Consider the following 17,091-nt stretch of genomic DNA (forward strand, 5'->3'; position numbering starts at 1 on the left):
CTATCCATTACATTTGACCGTAACGGCCAAAGGCGTAGCGATGTTGCGCGACTTCTTTAAATAAGTTCGCTTTAGTATGTGCTGGCGATTGGGTTAACAATGCCTGCAAGGTGTGTTCAAACGTTAATTGTTTATCTGTATCGTGTTCTTCTGCGCTATACGCAATATGATTGCCCTGCTCGGTTATCAACGCCAACCCTAGCTGCCCCATTGTTTTTACGAATAAGCAATGCTGTTGATGCTCGGCCTGTAAATCACCGTCAAACACAATCAAAGCAGGCAGTGATACCGCGAAGAAGTCCGTCTCAACGAGTGTGTCAGCTTCCGCTTCAGCCCACGCCACCATATTTTCATATAATGAAACCGCTTTTTCAGTATCACCCAACTGATACAGTGCTGCGGCTTGATAGAACAAGTAATCAGCAGGTTGGTCGTTATAATAACGGCTTTGCCCTATTTCTTGTTTACCCTGTGTAGCACACTTGAAATGTTGAGCAGCCAGTTGATGTTGATCTAGCTTTTGGTAGCAATAACCTAGGTAGTAATACAGATCGTTATCGGTTTGCCCAACTAAACGCCCTTCACCCAAGTTATGTGGGTAATGCAGCGCACCTTGTAAACATTCAATTGCCTCGGTATATGCTTGTTGGTTTATTAAGCCAAGAGCGGTGCGTAATTTGTTCACGACAAACTGACCTGTAATGCGTCCTTCTCCTCCTTCCCACGGGTGAAATTGTCTCGTTGCTAAACACTCAGCAGCCTGCTCTAACTGCCCTGTGATATTGTATAAGTTGAGCAGTTCTGCGGTTAAATCATCCCGTCTGGCAACCACCTCTAAGTGCGATTGCAAAAGATCTATTCGCGTTGTAGGCTCGGTCGCTACAGCTTGATAAAGGAAATCTAACTCGTACAAAATACGAGCATCGTCAGACGAAAGGGCAAACGCACGCGACATCAAATCAATCGCTTTCTGTGAATCTTTGCATTTGTTGTATGCATAAACCGACAAGTTACGTAATACCGGCGCATAGTCAGGATTTAGGCATAAGACCTTTTCCCAGTGGTGTACGGCGCGAGAATAATTACGCTTGGCGTAAAAGAAGCAACCCAACAAATACTGAGTAAAATAATGATTGGGGAAGGCATCCAGCACACCAATTTCTGTCAAGGTATTGGGGAATAACACGTTATCAGCGAAGGTTTCTGCCGCCGAGTCTAACCAAGTTGTGACACTTGTTTTAACGTCAGTTTTTAGATCAGTGTCGGCGCTAGTGTGTTCATCAGATAAATAAGCTTGGTAAATATAAGTCATCGCTCCTTGGCTATCACTCTGAGCTAATACGACTTTTGCACTATCTGTTGCACCGATCGATAAATAGAAATTCACCAGATGGATCGCATTGGCTTCACGTCCGTTCATTAAATGCTTGAATGACGCTAAATCGGAGGTTGATTGACTGAGTTGGTATTTCTCGAAAGCCAACCCATACCCCAGCGGCTGAATCACTTTTTGTGCTTTAATAAAAGCAGCCGCTTCGCTGGCACGGTTCAGCGTGATCAGCAAGTATGCTTTCAGTGTCGCAGCTTGATAATGCATGCCGTTAAGCTGTAAAGCACGGTTCGTATAATCCAGCGCTTCCCCCCAACGAGATTGCTTAGTCGCAATACGGGCGGCGGCGAAAAATCCTGTATCACGGCAGTTCGCACTCCATGTAGCCTTGAAGACATCGCTAAACGCCTGATCTAAAAAGCCTAATTTCTCATTTGCACAACCACGCAAGTAGCTCGCTTTGCCACACAGCGGATTCTTATTGAGTTGATGAGCTCGTGCCAATGCAGCATTGGTGTAAGCAAGTGTTGCGGAGTAATCGGCACCTTCATACGCCAACGATGCCATTGCCACATTGGTTTGGTAATGGTTCGGATCGCGCTTTAACGCCTCCTTGTAATAATCAACTGGGCTTCGCGTTGCATGATGGTATTGCTGAAGGTGCTGGCCGATGAAATACAAGTCTTCGACACTGTCAACGTCAGCAGGTAATGCAGGTGACGTGGCGGGATCTGGTGTTATTTCATCTGCTGAAGCGACATGTTCACTATAAGACAGAGTGCTAAAACCATCTGCAGAAGTGACCGTCATGGTGAAGCGGTTAGTTGTTGTGAGTTCGCTCTGACCGACAAGACTGACACATTGACCATCAGGTAAGCACGTCCCTTGGCGAGTATCACCCGGCATCATGGTTAATGACGTTTCGTACACTGTATTCTTGCCGTCTGAAATCACCATAGTGTAATCAGTGATTTCCGCAATGGCATAAACTGCCCACTCTAGCTTGCCATTTGAGCGTTCAAGTTTTATCGCCACGTCAGTATTGGCGTTATGCACATTACCAAGATAACTGTATGGCAAGAAGTGTTGAACAAACACCTTCTCTTCATGGCTATCGATCCATGTAAAGTCGGGTTGGTTGTCGGTAAACACACCTGTCATTAATTCAATGTAAGGGCCATTGGTATCGGTGAGTTGACGATCCCATGCAATACCGAAATCGCAGTTACCCCATGTCCATTGTTTTTTACCCGGAGAAACATGGTGATTGGCAACATGAAGCAAACCGCCCTGTTCGTTGTGGCTGTATGCGCCCACAAAGTCGTAAGCCGATTTATCTGCCATGTAAGACGTCGGTACAGGCAGATTTTTATAACGCGAGATATCGGTACCAGGCGAGTAATCCACCTTGTAATATTCGCCCGTAGCGATTGGGAAATTAGAGACATCGCGCTTACCGTGATCGTATACTGCGGTGACATCTGGCGGGAAGATACTTTGATGATCGTCACCACCTTTAACTGCGGGATTCGACCACCATAAGAATTGACGGGGCGTTTCATTACCATTGTAGACTTTCCCCGTGATCTCAATCAGAGCTTTGTTTGGGTAAACCTTAAAGCCTGCCATGATTTGCAAACCGTACATGTGCTCAACTTCGCCCATCCACACCGTCACAGCGCCATCATCATGATGTTCAATGGTGAAATCAGTCGACATAAAGGTCGTCGGACGGTGGTGTTGCGGCCAGTTAAATTCGATACCACCAGAAATCCACGGCCCTAATAAACCAACCAGAGCGGGTTTAATCACTTCGTTGTAGTACACAAAATCACGGCCTTTTACCTTGTCATACGCACGGTGAATGCGCCCACCAAGTTCTGGCAGTAGCATGACTTTGATATAATCATTTTCGATATATACCGCTTGATAAATTTGATCGACTTTTTGATCCGTAATGCTATCAATTACACCGTAAGGATAAACGGAACCCGATGAACCTTGATAAACACGGTTCTCTAAAAACAGCGGATTGGGATCCACCTTGCCCGTTGGGTAAGTAGGAAGAACAACCTGTTCAACCCAAGCTTTTGCATTAGTACTCATGACTTATAACCACCTATAAGCTGTTATGATTAAGTTATAAGCAGTGTAAGGGATGTTTTATTAGCTGAATGTATGAAGCAATCACGGGCTTTACTAAACAGTGTTTAGTTGTAAATGTGACTATTAGACGAATTTGTTTTTATAAATATAAGCACATAAAAAAGAGGTTAGTCTGACCTCTTCCTGAACTTATATTGTTACCTAACCAACCGTTATAACCCTTCACACAAAAATCACTGTCTGAGTAGATGACATCACCATCCTGCGCATACTCTAAACCTTCGATTAAGGCCATTAGCTCTAATTCTGCATTGGTAGTACTGCGTCTGATAGTGATGCTATCTTGATACTCTACCTCACCGTCCTCATTAAAGGCTGGAATACCAATCCCACCCTGTGTGCATCCGTGTTGATTGTTCGGTGCCGCGCCAATGTAAATTGAATAACTCATTTTATTTCTCTCTAATTGAAAAGGGAGCCTTCGTGGGCTCCCTGTTGATGTGGTCAGTATGCTTTCTGCTACTTGGATTATTATTGGATCTCTCGTAATCCCAAGCATGATTCCATCCAATCATCAATCTCACCATCAACCCAAGCAACAGCTCTATCTCCAAGATTGACTGATAATGGAAAGTTACCGTTATTCATTTTTCGGTAAATCGCTGAACGACTTAAAGCAGTTTTTTCCATCACTTCTTTTAACTTTAGAAATCTCATTGGGAATGGTCTCCTGTATTTTGTATATACCCATGAGATAAGCCACTGCTGTAAAAAAGTGCGGTGGGGTTAATCCTCGCTAGAACCAAAACTGTGATGCTCTTCTTCCCATACCTCAGCTAGACGGCTCATGCGGTGAAATACACTGTTCTTTACTACGCTATTTTTGATCTTACAGCGCGTCCCTAAGCCGTAGTTACCTCGGTCGTTAAATAATACCAATGAACGCTCTTTGCCTTCGTAGTGGCTCTGTACAGCCTCTTGCCATGCCTCTTTAAGGTGGTTGGCTAATTGATTACGTTTATCCCAACAGATAGCGGAGCCAAAGTACTGGTTGTAATCAAGCAAGAGTATGACTTGGTAATTGTGTGAGGGGGATTTATCGGCTCGCTTACGCCACGAGTAATAGAGTGAGTCTGTATTGAGTTTCTTTTTAAGCTGGTGGATGTAGTCATTGATGACGGTTAAATCGGTGTCTGGGTGGTCTTTAGGAAGGTATAGCCCCAAATGCATGACTAACGTGAACTCAAACTGCTCTAGTGCCTGTTCAAAGAGGTTGGTCATACTCGTAAGGGCGGATTCATACAGCCCGTGCTCACTGTAGATCACGGGATAATCGTTAAAGGTGGTGGAATGGGTTATTGCTGGTGTATGGGGAGTGTGGGGCATGAGACAGTACCTATGACTAGTTGAATGACATAAGTACTGCTTGTGGTGTGATTTTTTAGGTTAACGACGACTGCAACCAAAACTCGTACTACGGTTATCGCCGTGTTTGGTGGTGGGCTTCGCGAGACGACTCATTCGATAGAAGAACTCGTTTAGCTGTAACGGGAACGTTTCTGTGTCGGAGAAAAGCTCAAAGCCTTCATTGTTAGGGGAATACGCTAACCCTGAGCATCGTTGGTTAGAGTGAGCTTCCATCACCCTATCCCATGTCTTTCTTACTTTTTTGTAGAGAAAACGCCCCCAACTATCTCGACCTGTTCCTAAGCTTTGGAAGAGCTCTCGATCAAAGAGCAAGATAAGATGATACTGGCTAGTGGAGTCACACTCCCTCGTCCAGATATAGCGGATCACCGTTTGTGGATGTTGATAGGTGTTATTGGTGTATTTGTCCTTACAGAGTTCATTAGTCTCCGATTCTAAAGTACGAAAGAAATGGGCAAACACCGTTAGGTAATCGTCCCTGAAGTGACTCGGTAGATTGAGGTGGAGGTGAACAGCAAAGAGTCTCGGATATTGATTTAGTGCTTCAGTCAGTACTTGATCGATATCCGCCAAATACTCAAGGATAAGACCACCCTCTTGGTAGTAGAGTGGCTTTCCATTAAATGAGTGACGGTGAGGTAGTTAGACACTTCTGAGTAATGTTGAGTGGCGTTAAGCTGGTTTGGCATTCTAGCTCCTGTGGTTTGTTGTTAATCCCACAGGAACTGTCACTACCGTAATTTTTTAGCTACTTGTGACTATGGCCGAAATTGCGCCTACCGCTACCAAAGTGCTTCGTGTCTTCTTTGGCTAAATAGCTAATGTGCTTAAAGAACTCGTCAAACGCATCGTCAAAGTCTTCTGAGTTACTATTCAAGCGGTGAATGACCACGCTGTCGCTATTCCTTCTCTTTGAAAAATGAACCAGTCCATTGGCTTCTTCGTAGTCGACACCAGCGACCCTAGCCCATGCCTCTACGATAAAAGAGCCTAAGTTCTCCTGTTGCGCTTGAGTTTTCCCTAACCAGTTAAACCTATCTTTGTTGAACATGAGCACTAGGTGGTAGTGGTCGTTTATCGAGCTAGAACGCTCTCTTACCCAAGCAATCCGCACTTTGCAGGGATGCACTCTAACGCTCCCTTCTCTTTTCTTTCGTTTGCCCGAGTGATCAATTTGTGACTGTAATGAGCGTAGAAAGTCAGTCATCACATTACCGCTCTTTTCGTTTTTCCTTAGCTTGGGAAACCTCAAATCCACACGAATAGCCATTAGCCGAGGATACTCGTCTAATGCGAGATCAACCGTATCGTACATTTTTTCTAAGTAGTCGATGTAGAGTGGACCGTGCTCGGTCTGGATAGGTCTACCCAAAAAGGTTGGCTTGGTAGTGAGTCTGAGATTTTTGTTTTTGCGAGAACGTACATTCATTCTTATCTACTCCTGTATTTAGGTTCATAGATAGGTCTGTGTCGTTATTTTTTATTGTGTACTGTGAGTCACTAGGGGTGACTCAGTGATGTGTGATAGGTATAAGTAGGTATGTGACAGTAATAATACTAACCAGACAGACATATCCTTCTTCCCCCGATCAAGGTTTAAAGCGTTTCAATTAGGCTTTCACACTATTCAAACCAACAACAAGCATACAAATAATCAACAACTGATGGTGCATTTTTATAGGAATGAAATACCCCTTCGCTTTCAAGTTACATGATGACAACTGAATACAAACAAAGGTGATAGGCTCATTTAACACTCCGGGTTAGCTGAATAACGCTCCTTCATCAACTAATCAAACTGATTCATTCCTACCATCTCTATTTCGTGTTTTCATTTGAGAAGTTGGATGACGTGCTCCCTTAACGTTTGAGTTTATACCAAAAGAAAGCAGCACTAATTTTTGCAAGACAGCACTTCTCAGTTGCACGTTCAAACAAATTTTTTCATAGAAGAAATAACAATAGATTACTTTAATACAAAACACCAAAATGTAGAACTTCTTAAAAAAAACCTTATAGTACCACGATCAAGTATAGCGCCCATCCCATCTCAATCAATGAAAATTCTTGCCGAAATATTTCGATTTTTCTTGTCTATAATTTGTAATTTTCAACTGAAAAATATAATGTATTTCTTTCGAAAATGCCTACGAGAGTGCATGACTTATGAAAGGTCCTAGCTATCGATTTACCCTTGTGCGAGATACGGCTGATAACACTCAGCTTCGCTTTTACATAAGCTACCTATACTTCAAACAAAACAATCATTTATTAAATGGCTATGACTTATCTGTTATGCAACAGCGCGGTCTCAAGCATCACTTCACTGAAATTGTTGCTGAAAAACTAGACATTGAAACAGAAGTGTTAGAGAACGGAAGTTTCAGTCTTGATGTGAAGGAGCAGCTACAAACACTCTTGAATGACCTACTCTACATAGCAAAAAAATGCATAATTCCAAATTTCTATATATCTTGGCTCAACAGTACAAGGGCGGATTTTTTTCTTTACTCACTAATTAAACTATCCATAAAAAGCAACATACTGATAACAAGCAACCGTTATTCAAAAATTTATATAGGTCAGGTTTTTTGGCCTAAATTTAACTCTATTGGACACCAAACACGGGAAAGTAAGCTGCGTGATATTAAACGGAAAAGAATTGTTAAGGATAGGGAGCGTGAAGGAAAAGCCTGCGATCCTGAGCTGGTTGATCAGCTAGTCGACAAACTTATAGTAAAAGATAAAGAAGAAATAACTAAGATCCAAAAGGAGTATGAACCATACATAGAAGCCTTAAGGCCAATAGAACACTATGACCCGGTAAATGACCCGAATGCTATAGAAAAAATGATTGATCACTTCCATACTATTGCTTTTACAAAAGAAGCATATCGTTCTGAAAACATACGTTTCATCACGCAAGCTAAGCGGCTCTATCAGCAATGTTATGGCAAAGTGCCTGCATCTCGAGGCATTATGAAAAATGATAGTAGTGAGCTGATTAACAAAACCTACGAAAGACTTATTAAACAATACAGTATCCTTCGATTTTATCCGCCAGTTGAAAACCCTACCATTAGGCAATACTGCATTATCTCATTTCTTGACATCCTCTATACGACGACGACGAAAGAAGAATTTGAAGATCGGTTCAAACTGATAGGAGATAAGTTTTCCTTAGACAAGAGTGAGTGCAAAGACTTCACTCTAACCTTTTCTCAAAAGCAATGGGATATGCTTATCGGTATCACTGAATCAAAGTATCCATCAAAAATCAAACAAGCTCTCAATAAAATAATCAGGCAAGAATATAAGAGTCTGAAAAAGACGAAAGAAGATTAACCATTTAAATGTCAGATGCAAATGGCAACGAGCAGAGCAGCCCTCAAGGTTAAAACTTATAGCGGTAAAGGGAGAAATATAGGCATCTCCCTCTTTACCCTACGACATTATACCACTTCGGGAAACTGAACAATATTAGCCTTAACGTTTACTATCGAGTCTAACTCATCAGCCCAGCGCTGTAGCCACTCTCGACACTCAGCCTCATAGCGGTGCAAATTATATGTTCCCTCAATGCCTTTAACACTATGCCCCAATACTGCTTCAGCAACTCCCGTTGGGCACCCCATACGTGCTAATTCCGTTCGTACTGTTCGTCGTAAATCGTGAGGAGTCCAAAGCGGCATATCAATCATTAATCCATCTCTACGCATTCGCCACGTATACTGAGTTAGTTGTTTTTGAACTACGTGAGAACTTCCTTTAGAAGTAGAAAAAACATAGATAGATTGAGGGTATGATTTAACATCTTTCCACTTACGTAACCACTGAACAGCTTGAGAAGGCAGCTGAACATAACGAGAGTTACCATTTTTTGTTTCAGTTAAATAAATGGTGTTCTTATCAAAATCAATCTGCTGCCACTCTAAGTCGCAAACCTCTCCAGTACGACAGCCTGTCCACAGCGTCATTCGGAGAATACCTCTTATATTTTTAGAAAAACTCGAATTCGGCAGCCATTTGATAAATCTAGATAACTCAGAATGGTCTAACACTCTCTTACCTTTATTATTAGTCAGCTTAATCTTACTCTTCTTAAACTTATTAATAGCCAACAGCGCTGGATTGACAAAGTTTTCAGGGAGATAATCCATACCAATAGCATACTCATAGGCACTGGATAGCTCTCGTAACACAGAGCCTGCTTGTACTGGCGCACCTCTATCAATGATCCCTTGAATTAAATTCGTGATGTCACTTTTGCCGACCTCCATAACAGATCTATCTCCAAGAAGAGCGACAATATCAACATACAAGGTTCGTCTAACTTCTTTTTGTCCTTTTGCCTTACGAGCTCCTGAGATCACTCCACCAGAAGAAGTCAATCTGTCTTGAATATAATTTTCTAAATAATGATCGATCACATCTTTGAGAGTAATGCTATTAACACGCTCAGTCTTTAATAACTTACGCCGCTCTTGTTCTTGCCTTTCTAAGTCAGCCTTTGGACATATTCCCCGCTCTCTTATGGCCTTCATTTCACGAAGCTTAATGCGAGCTTGCTCAAGTGACATATCAGGGAAGGTACCTAGCTTAATCTGTACAAGTTTACCACCTGACTCTGGGCTTCTATAACGATAGGTAAAAGTTTTCCTGCCCGTCTTTCCACGGGCTATTCTTAGCCCTCGGTTTTCTCCAGTATCAGACAAGACACCTTTCTTAACCGTTAGCGCCTCAATTGTCTTATTCGTTATAGATTTGATATTCTTCTTCTCAGCCATTTATCGGGGTCCCTTATCGCAATATTGTGCGGCGATTGTATTATCTAGTATAAGAAATAAAAAAACTATACTTTTACCTACACTAATGATCGCGCTGTAGTGAAATCCTTTGATACTTAGTGGGACTTGTTGAAGATCCCAAAAATTCATAACTCATTGATTTAAAGTAACTTAATGCAAAAAGAAACCACTAAAAACAAAGACATAAAAGCAGCGCATACACCTATGATGCAGCAGTACCTAAAACTCAAAGCAGAAAATCCAGATATTTTGCTGTTCTACCGCATGGGAGATTTCTACGAGCTTTTCTACGATGATGCAAAAAAAGCCTCTCAACTCCTCGATATTTCGCTGACTAAGCGTGGTTCATCAAATGGTGAGCCTATTCCTATGGCTGGCGTTCCATACCATGCTGTTGAAGGGTACCTTGCAAAGTTAGTGCAGCTAGGCGAGTCCGTAGCGATTTGTGAGCAGATCGGCAATCCAGCCACTTCAAAAGGCCCGGTGGATCGCGCTGTTGTACGCATCGTGACCCCAGGAACCGTCACTGACGAAGCGTTACTTTCTGAGCGTGTTGATAACCTGATTGCTGCTATTTACCACCACAATGGTCAGTTTGGTTACGCGACTCTGGATATTACTTCCGGCAGATTCCAGCTATGCGAACCGACAACCGAAGAAGCGATGGCGGCAGAGCTACAAAGAACCTCACCGCGTGAGCTACTGTTCCCTGAAGATTTCGAGCCCGTAAATCTAATGGCAAGCCGTAATGGTAACCGCCGCCGCCCGGTATGGGAATTTGAATTAGAGACAGCAAAGCAACAGCTCAACCAACAGTTTGGCACTCGTGATCTTGTCGGCTTTGGCGTTGAAGGTGCAAAACTTGGGTTATGCGCGGCTGGTTGTTTGATTCAATATGTAAAAGACACCCAACGTACGGCTCTTCCACACATCCGCTCACTAACGATGGATAAACAAGATCACTCGGTGATCCTTGATGCGGCTACTCGACGCAATCTAGAGATCACCCAAAATCTTGGTGGTGGTACTGATAACACCCTTGCCGAAGTACTTGATCATACTGCGACAGCTATGGGTAGCCGCATGCTTAAGCGCTGGTTACATCAACCAATACGTAATATCTCTGCACTCGATCAGCGCCTAGATGCGATTGGTGAAATGAAAGATTTGGCTCTATTCACAGAGTTACAGCCAACCTTAAAGCAGATTGGTGATATCGAACGTATTCTTGCTCGATTAGCACTTCGTTCTGCTCGCCCTCGCGATATGGCACGTCTTCGCCAAGCCATGGAATATTTGCCAGAGCTTGCTGAAACACTGACCCAGCTGAAGCACCCGTACCTAACTCAACTTGCTCAATATGCTTCTCCTGTGGATGAGGTTTCTGAGCTGCTTGAGCGTGCAATCAAAGAGAACCCACCGGTGGTGATTCGCGATGGTGGCGTAATAGCAGAAGGCTACAATGCAGAATTAGATGAATGGCGTGACCTAGCAGCAGGTGCTACCGAGTTTCTGGATAAGCTTGAAAAAGAAGAACGTGAACGTCACGGTATCGACACATTAAAAGTCGGCTACAACAACGTACACGGTTTCTTTATTCAAGTCAGCCGCGGGCAGAGTCATCTTGTGCCGCCACACTATGTTCGCCGCCAAACGCTGAAAAACGCCGAACGTTACATCATTCCTGAGCTAAAAGAGCACGAAGATAAAGTGCTTAACTCTAAGTCGAAAGCGCTGGCTATCGAGAAGCAGTTGTGGGAAGAGTTGTTTGATCTGCTACTCCCTTATCTAGAGCGACTGCAAAACATCGCTTCTTCCGTATCACAGCTTGATGTGCTACAAAACTTGGCTGAACGTGCTGATACGTTGGATTACTGTCGCCCAACAATGACAGAGTCTGCTGGCGTACACATTCAGGCGGGGCGTCACCCAGTGGTTGAACAGGTGATGGATGAACCTTTTATTGCGAACCCTATTGACCTTAATGATCAACGTAAAATGCTGATCATCACGGGTCCAAACATGGGGGGTAAGTCGACCTACATGCGTCAGACTGCGCTCATTGCACTAATGGCTCATATCGGTTGTTATGTACCAGCAGAAAGCGCGACCATTGGTTCGATAGACCGCATCTTTACGCGTATTGGCGCATCCGATGATTTGGCTTCAGGTCGCTCTACCTTCATGGTAGAGATGACAGAAACCGCAAATATTCTGCACAATGCAACGCCTAATAGTCTTGTGTTAATGGATGAGATTGGTCGCGGCACCAGTACTTATGATGGCCTGTCTCTGGCTTGGGCAAGCGCAGAATGGCTAGCAAATCAGATCAATGCGATGACGTTGTTTGCCACGCACTATTTTGAACTAACCGAGTTACCAAACCAGCTTCCAACACTGGCCAACGTGCATTTGGACGCCGTTGAACACGGCGACAGCATTGCCTTTATGCACGCAGTTCAAGAAGGCGCGGCAAGTAAATCTTACGGCCTAGCGGTAGCTGGATTAGCCGGCGTACCGAAAGCGGTGATCAAAAACGCTCGTGCTAAGCTAACTCAGTTAGAAGCATTGAGTATCGACTCTCAAACCTCAAAGCCAAGCGGCGTTGATATCGCAAACCAACTGAGCCTGATCCCAGAGCCGAGTGAAGTGGAACAGGCACTAGCGAATGTTGATCCTGATGATCTGACTCCTCGCCAAGCATTAGAAGAACTTTACCGCTTGAAGAAACTGCTTTAGTCCCTTTTCCTTTCCAAGTCGCTTGTTGCCGTTTTGTGCTATCTTTTTGATTAAGCGGCATACAATACCCAAAGCCACGAACAAAAAAACGCTGACTTAAAGTCAGCGTTTTTATTTGCCTTCCATTCAAAGAAAGATCATTCGTTCATTTAGTCATTTTCTACGTTGAACAGATTTTCCATATTCAGACCTTGCTTGATTAAAATCTCACGTAGGCGACGCAGACCTTCGACTTGGATTTGACGAACACGTTCGCGAGTCAGGCTGATTTCACGACCAACTTCTTCTAATGTTGATGGCTCATAGCCCAGTAATCCAAAGCGACGTGCAAGCACCTCTTTCTGCTTAGGGTTAAGCTCATCAAGCCAAAAAATCAACGAATTTTTAATATCGCTATCTTGAGTAGAAACCTCAGGATCAGAGTTGTTAACGTCTGGAATAATATCGAGTAGCGCTTTCTCACCATCACCACCAATTGGCGTATCTACAGAGCTCACTCTTTCGTTTAAACGGAGCATCTTACTGACATCACCCACCGGCTTATCCAGTTTAAAAGCGATCTCTTCAGCGGTTGGTTCATGGTCAAGTTTTTGAGATAACTCTCTTGCGGTACGCAAGTAAATGTTCAGCTCTTTCACAACATGGATTGGTAAACGGATAGTGCGAGTCTGATTCATTAAAGCACGTTCGATGGTTTGACGGATCCACCATGTCGCGTAAGTCGAAAAGCGGAAGCCACGCTCAGGATCAAATTTCTCAACGGCGCGAATTAAACCTAAGTTACCTTCTTCAATAAGATCAAGAAGTGCAAGGCCTCGGTTACTATAACGGCGTGAAATTTTGACTACCAAACGCAGATTACTTTCGATCATGCGTTTACGTGCGGCTTCATCACCGCGTAAAGCTCTACGTGCATAAAGCACTTCTTCTTCAGCGGTTAGCAGTGGTGAGAAACCGATTTCGCCTAAGTAGAGTTGAGTGGCATCTAAACTTTTAGACGTAACTTCAGCGTCTTCTTTCGCTTCGGTTTTCTTAGTGACTGTTCGTTTGGCTTTCCCAAGTTTTGCCGGTTCCGTGGTTGCTTGGTCAAGGTCAAACTCTTGTTTGGTTACTGCATTGCTTATACTCATAACGCCTCCCCCTGGCGAAATTAGCATGACATTACAACTTCATATGTCGCTAAATGACTATGTCACTCCATACAATACGTAATTTTTGCATATTGTATTTAAGGTAAATATCGTTTTGGATTAACGGATTTACCTTGGTAACGAATCTCAAAGTGCAGCCGAACACTGCTGGCTCCAGAGCTTCCCATTGTTGCAATCTTCTGCCCTGGTTTCACACTTTGCCCTTCAGATACTAATAGTCGATCGTTATGCGCGTATGCACTTAAGTAATTATCATTGTGCTTCACAATCACTAGATTGCCGTAACCTCGTAGTGCATTACCCGAATAAACAACCGTTCCCCCTGCAGTAGATACTATTGGCTGACCTCGCTGTCCTGCTATGTCTATGCCTTTATTTCCTTGTTCACCTACAGAGAAATTCTTGATGACTCTCCCTTTCGTTGGCCATAACCATTTGGATATTTTATCACTTGCTGGCTTGGCAGGTGGTTTAACATTTTGTTTACCTTTAGAACTAACATACACTTTTGATTTAGATTGTTCAACCTTCTTTGGTGGGTGTTTTTTAACCGCACCTGTCTTAGCTTGAGCTGGGGATGGTTTAGACGTTTTATTCTTTTGTACAGTCGTTTTAGATTTACTTGCTGTTGTTCCGTGAATAGGAGTAGTAACTGCTGCAACCGCGACCGTCGACTTACCATATGCGGGAGCATTGTAAGTCGGGTGCCATAAATTAAGCTTCTGCCCAGGGTGAATAGTATAAGGCGCAGAAAGCTTGTTATAACGAACCAAGTCATTAACATCTTTATTAGTGACATAAGCGATAAAATAAAGGGTATCGCCTTTTTTCACTTCATAATAGCTGCCACGATAACTGCCTCGGTCAATCGATGAGTAACTCTTGTTGAGACCAGAAACGGGGGCAGGTGAATGCGCTGCGCATCCGACAAGTGCCAAGCTCAGTAGTAAACGACTTCCTTTTAATAACTTTGAACGCATCGACTCTCTATCCACCTACACCGTTAGTCTTTTATTAAGCCAGCTCACCAGGAACAAGAGGGACAAATCTTACCACTTCGATAACACTCGATAAAAACTCATCGCCGTGGCGAACAATTTTCAGCAACTGTTGTTCGTCATCACCGACTGGAATTAATAAACGGCCGCCATCTTTCAACTGTTGCAGAAGTGCTTGAGGGATCGACTCTGCAGCCGCGGTGACAATAATCGCATCAAAAGGGGCTTTTGAAGACCACCCTTGCCAGCCATCACCGTGCTTAGTTGAAATATTGTAGAAATCGAGTTGCTTTAACCTACGTTTGGCATCCCATTGTAGCGACTTTATTCTTTCAACCGAATAAACATGATCAACCAGTTGAGCCAATACCGCGGTTTGATAACCTGAACCAGTACCAATTTCTAACACATGACTCTCTTGTTTCAATTCAAGTAACGCCGTCATTTTAGCAACAATATACGGCTGAGAGATTGTCTGCCCATGTCCGATAGGAAGCGCATTATTATCATAGGCTTGGTGATACATCGCTTGTGATAAAAAGCGCTCTCTCGGCAGTTGATAGATCGCATCAAGAACCTTTTGATCCTGAATACCATTTTCAATCAGAAAAGTAATTAAACGCTCAGCGTGCGGATTACTCACTTACTTCTCCCCTAACCATGTTGCCATCGCACCCAGCGACTCATGTGCCGTCAGATCAACCTGTAACGGTGTTACCGACACAAAGCCATGCTCAATCGCGTAAAAATCGGTGCCTTCACCGGCATCTTGCTCTTTACCCGGAGGGCCGAGCCAATAGATATCATGACCACGCGGGTCTTTTTGCTTAATCATATCTTCAGCGTGGTGACGAGCACCTAGGCGAGTCACCTGAGTACCGGACAGTTGTTCTAAGGCTAAATCAGGAACGTTTACGTTTAACAAGCGATTGGTCGGGATTGGATTTGCTAAATGTTGTTCGACAATACGACGAGCAATCGCTGCCGCTGTCTTAAAATGTTTTTTTCCCACCAGAGAAAACGCGACCGATTGAACACCAAGAAAGTGACCTTCCATTGCGGCTGCTACTGTACCCGAATAAAGCACGTCATCACCCAAGTTAGCACCGTGATTAATGCCCGTTAAAACCAGATCAGGCATATCATTCTTTAGCAGTTCGTTTAACGCAAAATGCACACAGTCGGTCGGCGTTCCTTGTACTGAATAGGTATTTTCAGCAATCGCTTGAACACGCAGAGGCTGCTCTAAAGTTAATGAATTTGACGCACCCGAGTGATTACGGTCAGGGGCCACAATGATAACTTCAGCAAGATCACGTAGCTCATTCGCCAACTCATGAATACCTTGAGCGTGCACACCATCATCATTGCTGAGTAAAATCTTCATCTTGTATCCTTTCTTTTGTTCCCATACCAAGCCACTTAAATGCCAATATCAAGTGACCCGGCTCCAAGCAGAAGCGTTATTGCTCGTAGGTTCTTTCTACTTGCACTTCTTCAACCAACTCACGAACGATAGCGGTTGCGAAACAGCCTGCGTCTAGAGAGAACTTAAGAGTGACACTATCTTCATTCACTTCCCAAGTTAGATCGGTTGGTTTTAACGATGCTTCACGGCGGTCATGGCGCATGCGGTTACCGCGAATCAGCGCCATGAGATCAGGTTCAGAATCAAGATGTTTTTGCTCTAACGCTTGAGACTCATCAGTCGTTGGCAAGATATTATCCCCCGCCAAAGCAACAGTAACCGATGCTGAGCCATTCGCGACGTCTTGGTTTACCGTTTCGATATTGTCTGCCGTAACCGCGATTTGAGCGCCGTCTTTCACGACAATATCGCCAACCAATACCGATGCAAATGCATCTTGCTCAATTCGATCGGAAAGGATTAAGTTGTAGATCCAAGAACGAGCCGCAGAGAGATACAAACTGCGCTTATTTTGATTGCGCGTACGAACGTTTTCACGCCCCCAACGACGAGCTTCAGATAAATTATTACCTTCATTACCAAAGCGTTGAGCACCGAAATAATTTGGCACGCCGACTTGTGCAACTTTTTCTAAACGCTTGATCACATCATCGCAATCCGTGACTTCAGACAAAGTCAGCTCGAATTGGTTGCCAACTAAATCACCCGGACGTAACTTTTTGTTGTGACGCGCTGTCGCCAAGATCTCAATGCTTGGGTACTGTGCTAAGAAAGCTGAAAAGTCAGGCTCACCTTTCGGTAGGTGCACACTCAACCACTGCTCAGTCACCGCGTGACGGTCTTTTAAACCTGCCCAGCTGACGTCTTTCGACTTAACACCGCAAGCTTTAGCCAGTTCGTTTGCTACGAAACTCGTGTTTTCACCAGTTTTACGAATACGAACCATTAGGTGTTCGCCTTCACCAGTAAACTCAAAACCTAAGTCTTCATTGACGACAAAGTGTTCGGCTTTTGCTTTTAGTTTTGCTTTCGCAGTTGGTTTACCATTTAGGTAAGCCAATGAAGATAAAATATCTGACATGCTGTTCTTTTCGTGTTGGTG

12 protein-coding genes and 2 pseudogenes are annotated in these 17,091 nt (G+C 43.7%); 2 read left to right on the plus strand and 12 right to left on the minus strand.

Translation table 11 applies throughout. The annotated features are described in order from the left end of the window. Positions 1-7 precede the first annotated feature (7 nt). From OCU36_RS11365 to OCU36_RS11390, 6 genes and pseudogenes are all read right to left on the minus strand, one after another. A complete protein-coding gene (locus OCU36_RS11365; protein WP_132980896.1) occupies positions 8-3,436 on the minus strand; it encodes a DUF5107 domain-containing protein in 3,429 nt (1,142 codons plus the stop codon). Positions 3,437-3,638: 202 nt separating this feature from the next. Beyond that, positions 3,639-3,887, minus strand: a pseudogene (locus tag OCU36_RS11370) (RNase H family protein); the annotation flags it as partial. A gap of 80 nt (positions 3,888-3,967) precedes the next feature. Next, positions 3,968-4,153 (minus strand): AlpA family transcriptional regulator, encoded by a 186-nt coding sequence (locus OCU36_RS11375; RefSeq protein WP_017090816.1) that lies wholly within the window; start codon positions 4,151-4,153, stop codon positions 3,968-3,970. 69 nt (positions 4,154-4,222) lie between these two features. Continuing rightward, positions 4,223-4,822, minus strand: a complete 600-nt coding sequence (locus OCU36_RS11380) for an inovirus Gp2 family protein (RefSeq protein ID WP_261838099.1) — start codon at positions 4,820-4,822, stop codon at positions 4,223-4,225. Next, positions 4,792-5,494: pseudogene (locus tag OCU36_RS11385) on the minus strand (inovirus Gp2 family protein); the annotation flags it as partial. The pseudogene OCU36_RS11385 and the gene OCU36_RS11380, both read right to left, overlap by 31 nt. 118 nt (positions 5,495-5,612) lie before the next feature. Continuing rightward, positions 5,613-6,293 carry an inovirus Gp2 family protein gene (locus tag OCU36_RS11390; RefSeq protein WP_132980898.1) on the minus strand — a complete coding sequence of 227 codons (681 nt, stop codon included), beginning with the start codon at positions 6,291-6,293 and terminating at the stop codon, positions 5,613-5,615. A 737-nt stretch (positions 6,294-7,030) separates the two neighbouring features. Between OCU36_RS11390 and OCU36_RS11395 the strand changes: the two genes are divergently transcribed. Next, positions 7,031-8,209 (plus strand): hypothetical protein, encoded by a 1,179-nt coding sequence (locus OCU36_RS11395; RefSeq protein WP_132980899.1) that lies wholly within the window; start codon positions 7,031-7,033, stop codon positions 8,207-8,209. Between the two features lie 107 nt (positions 8,210-8,316). Here the strand turns inward: OCU36_RS11395 and OCU36_RS11400 are convergent, their stop codons facing one another. Next, on the minus strand, positions 8,317-9,651 hold the full coding sequence (locus tag OCU36_RS11400; RefSeq protein WP_261838101.1) for a tyrosine-type recombinase/integrase: 1,335 nt from the start codon (positions 9,649-9,651) through the stop codon (positions 8,317-8,319). A 174-nt stretch (positions 9,652-9,825) separates the two neighbouring features. Between OCU36_RS11400 and mutS the strand changes: the two genes are divergently transcribed. Continuing rightward, positions 9,826-12,411, plus strand: coding sequence for a DNA mismatch repair protein MutS (mutS, locus tag OCU36_RS11405; RefSeq protein WP_390207001.1), 2,586 nt, complete (start codon positions 9,826-9,828; stop codon positions 12,409-12,411). A 149-nt stretch (positions 12,412-12,560) separates the two neighbouring features. Here mutS and rpoS read toward each other — a convergent pair whose 3' ends face one another. The 5 genes from rpoS to truD form a co-directional block, all read right to left on the minus strand. Continuing rightward, positions 12,561-13,541 (minus strand): RNA polymerase sigma factor RpoS, encoded by a 981-nt coding sequence (gene rpoS / locus OCU36_RS11410; protein WP_261838102.1) that lies wholly within the window; start codon positions 13,539-13,541, stop codon positions 12,561-12,563. Positions 13,542-13,639: 98 nt separating this feature from the next. After that, positions 13,640-14,542, minus strand: a complete 903-nt coding sequence (nlpD, locus tag OCU36_RS11415) for a murein hydrolase activator NlpD (protein WP_261838103.1) — start codon at positions 14,540-14,542, stop codon at positions 13,640-13,642. A 34-nt stretch (positions 14,543-14,576) separates the two neighbouring features. Beyond that, a complete protein-coding gene (locus OCU36_RS11420; RefSeq protein ID WP_261838104.1) occupies positions 14,577-15,203 on the minus strand; it encodes a protein-L-isoaspartate(D-aspartate) O-methyltransferase in 627 nt (208 codons plus the stop codon). Next, positions 15,204-15,947, minus strand: coding sequence for a 5'/3'-nucleotidase SurE (surE, locus tag OCU36_RS11425; protein WP_261838105.1), 744 nt, complete (start codon positions 15,945-15,947; stop codon positions 15,204-15,206). Between the two features lie 76 nt (positions 15,948-16,023). Then, on the minus strand, positions 16,024-17,070 hold the full coding sequence (gene truD / locus OCU36_RS11430) for a tRNA pseudouridine(13) synthase TruD (protein WP_261838106.1): 1,047 nt from the start codon (positions 17,068-17,070) through the stop codon (positions 16,024-16,026). Between the last annotated feature and the right edge of the window lie 21 nt (positions 17,071-17,091).

The organism is Vibrio artabrorum, from assembly GCF_024347295.1.
In the GTDB taxonomy this organism is placed as follows: Bacteria; Pseudomonadota; Gammaproteobacteria; order Enterobacterales; family Vibrionaceae; genus Vibrio; species Vibrio artabrorum.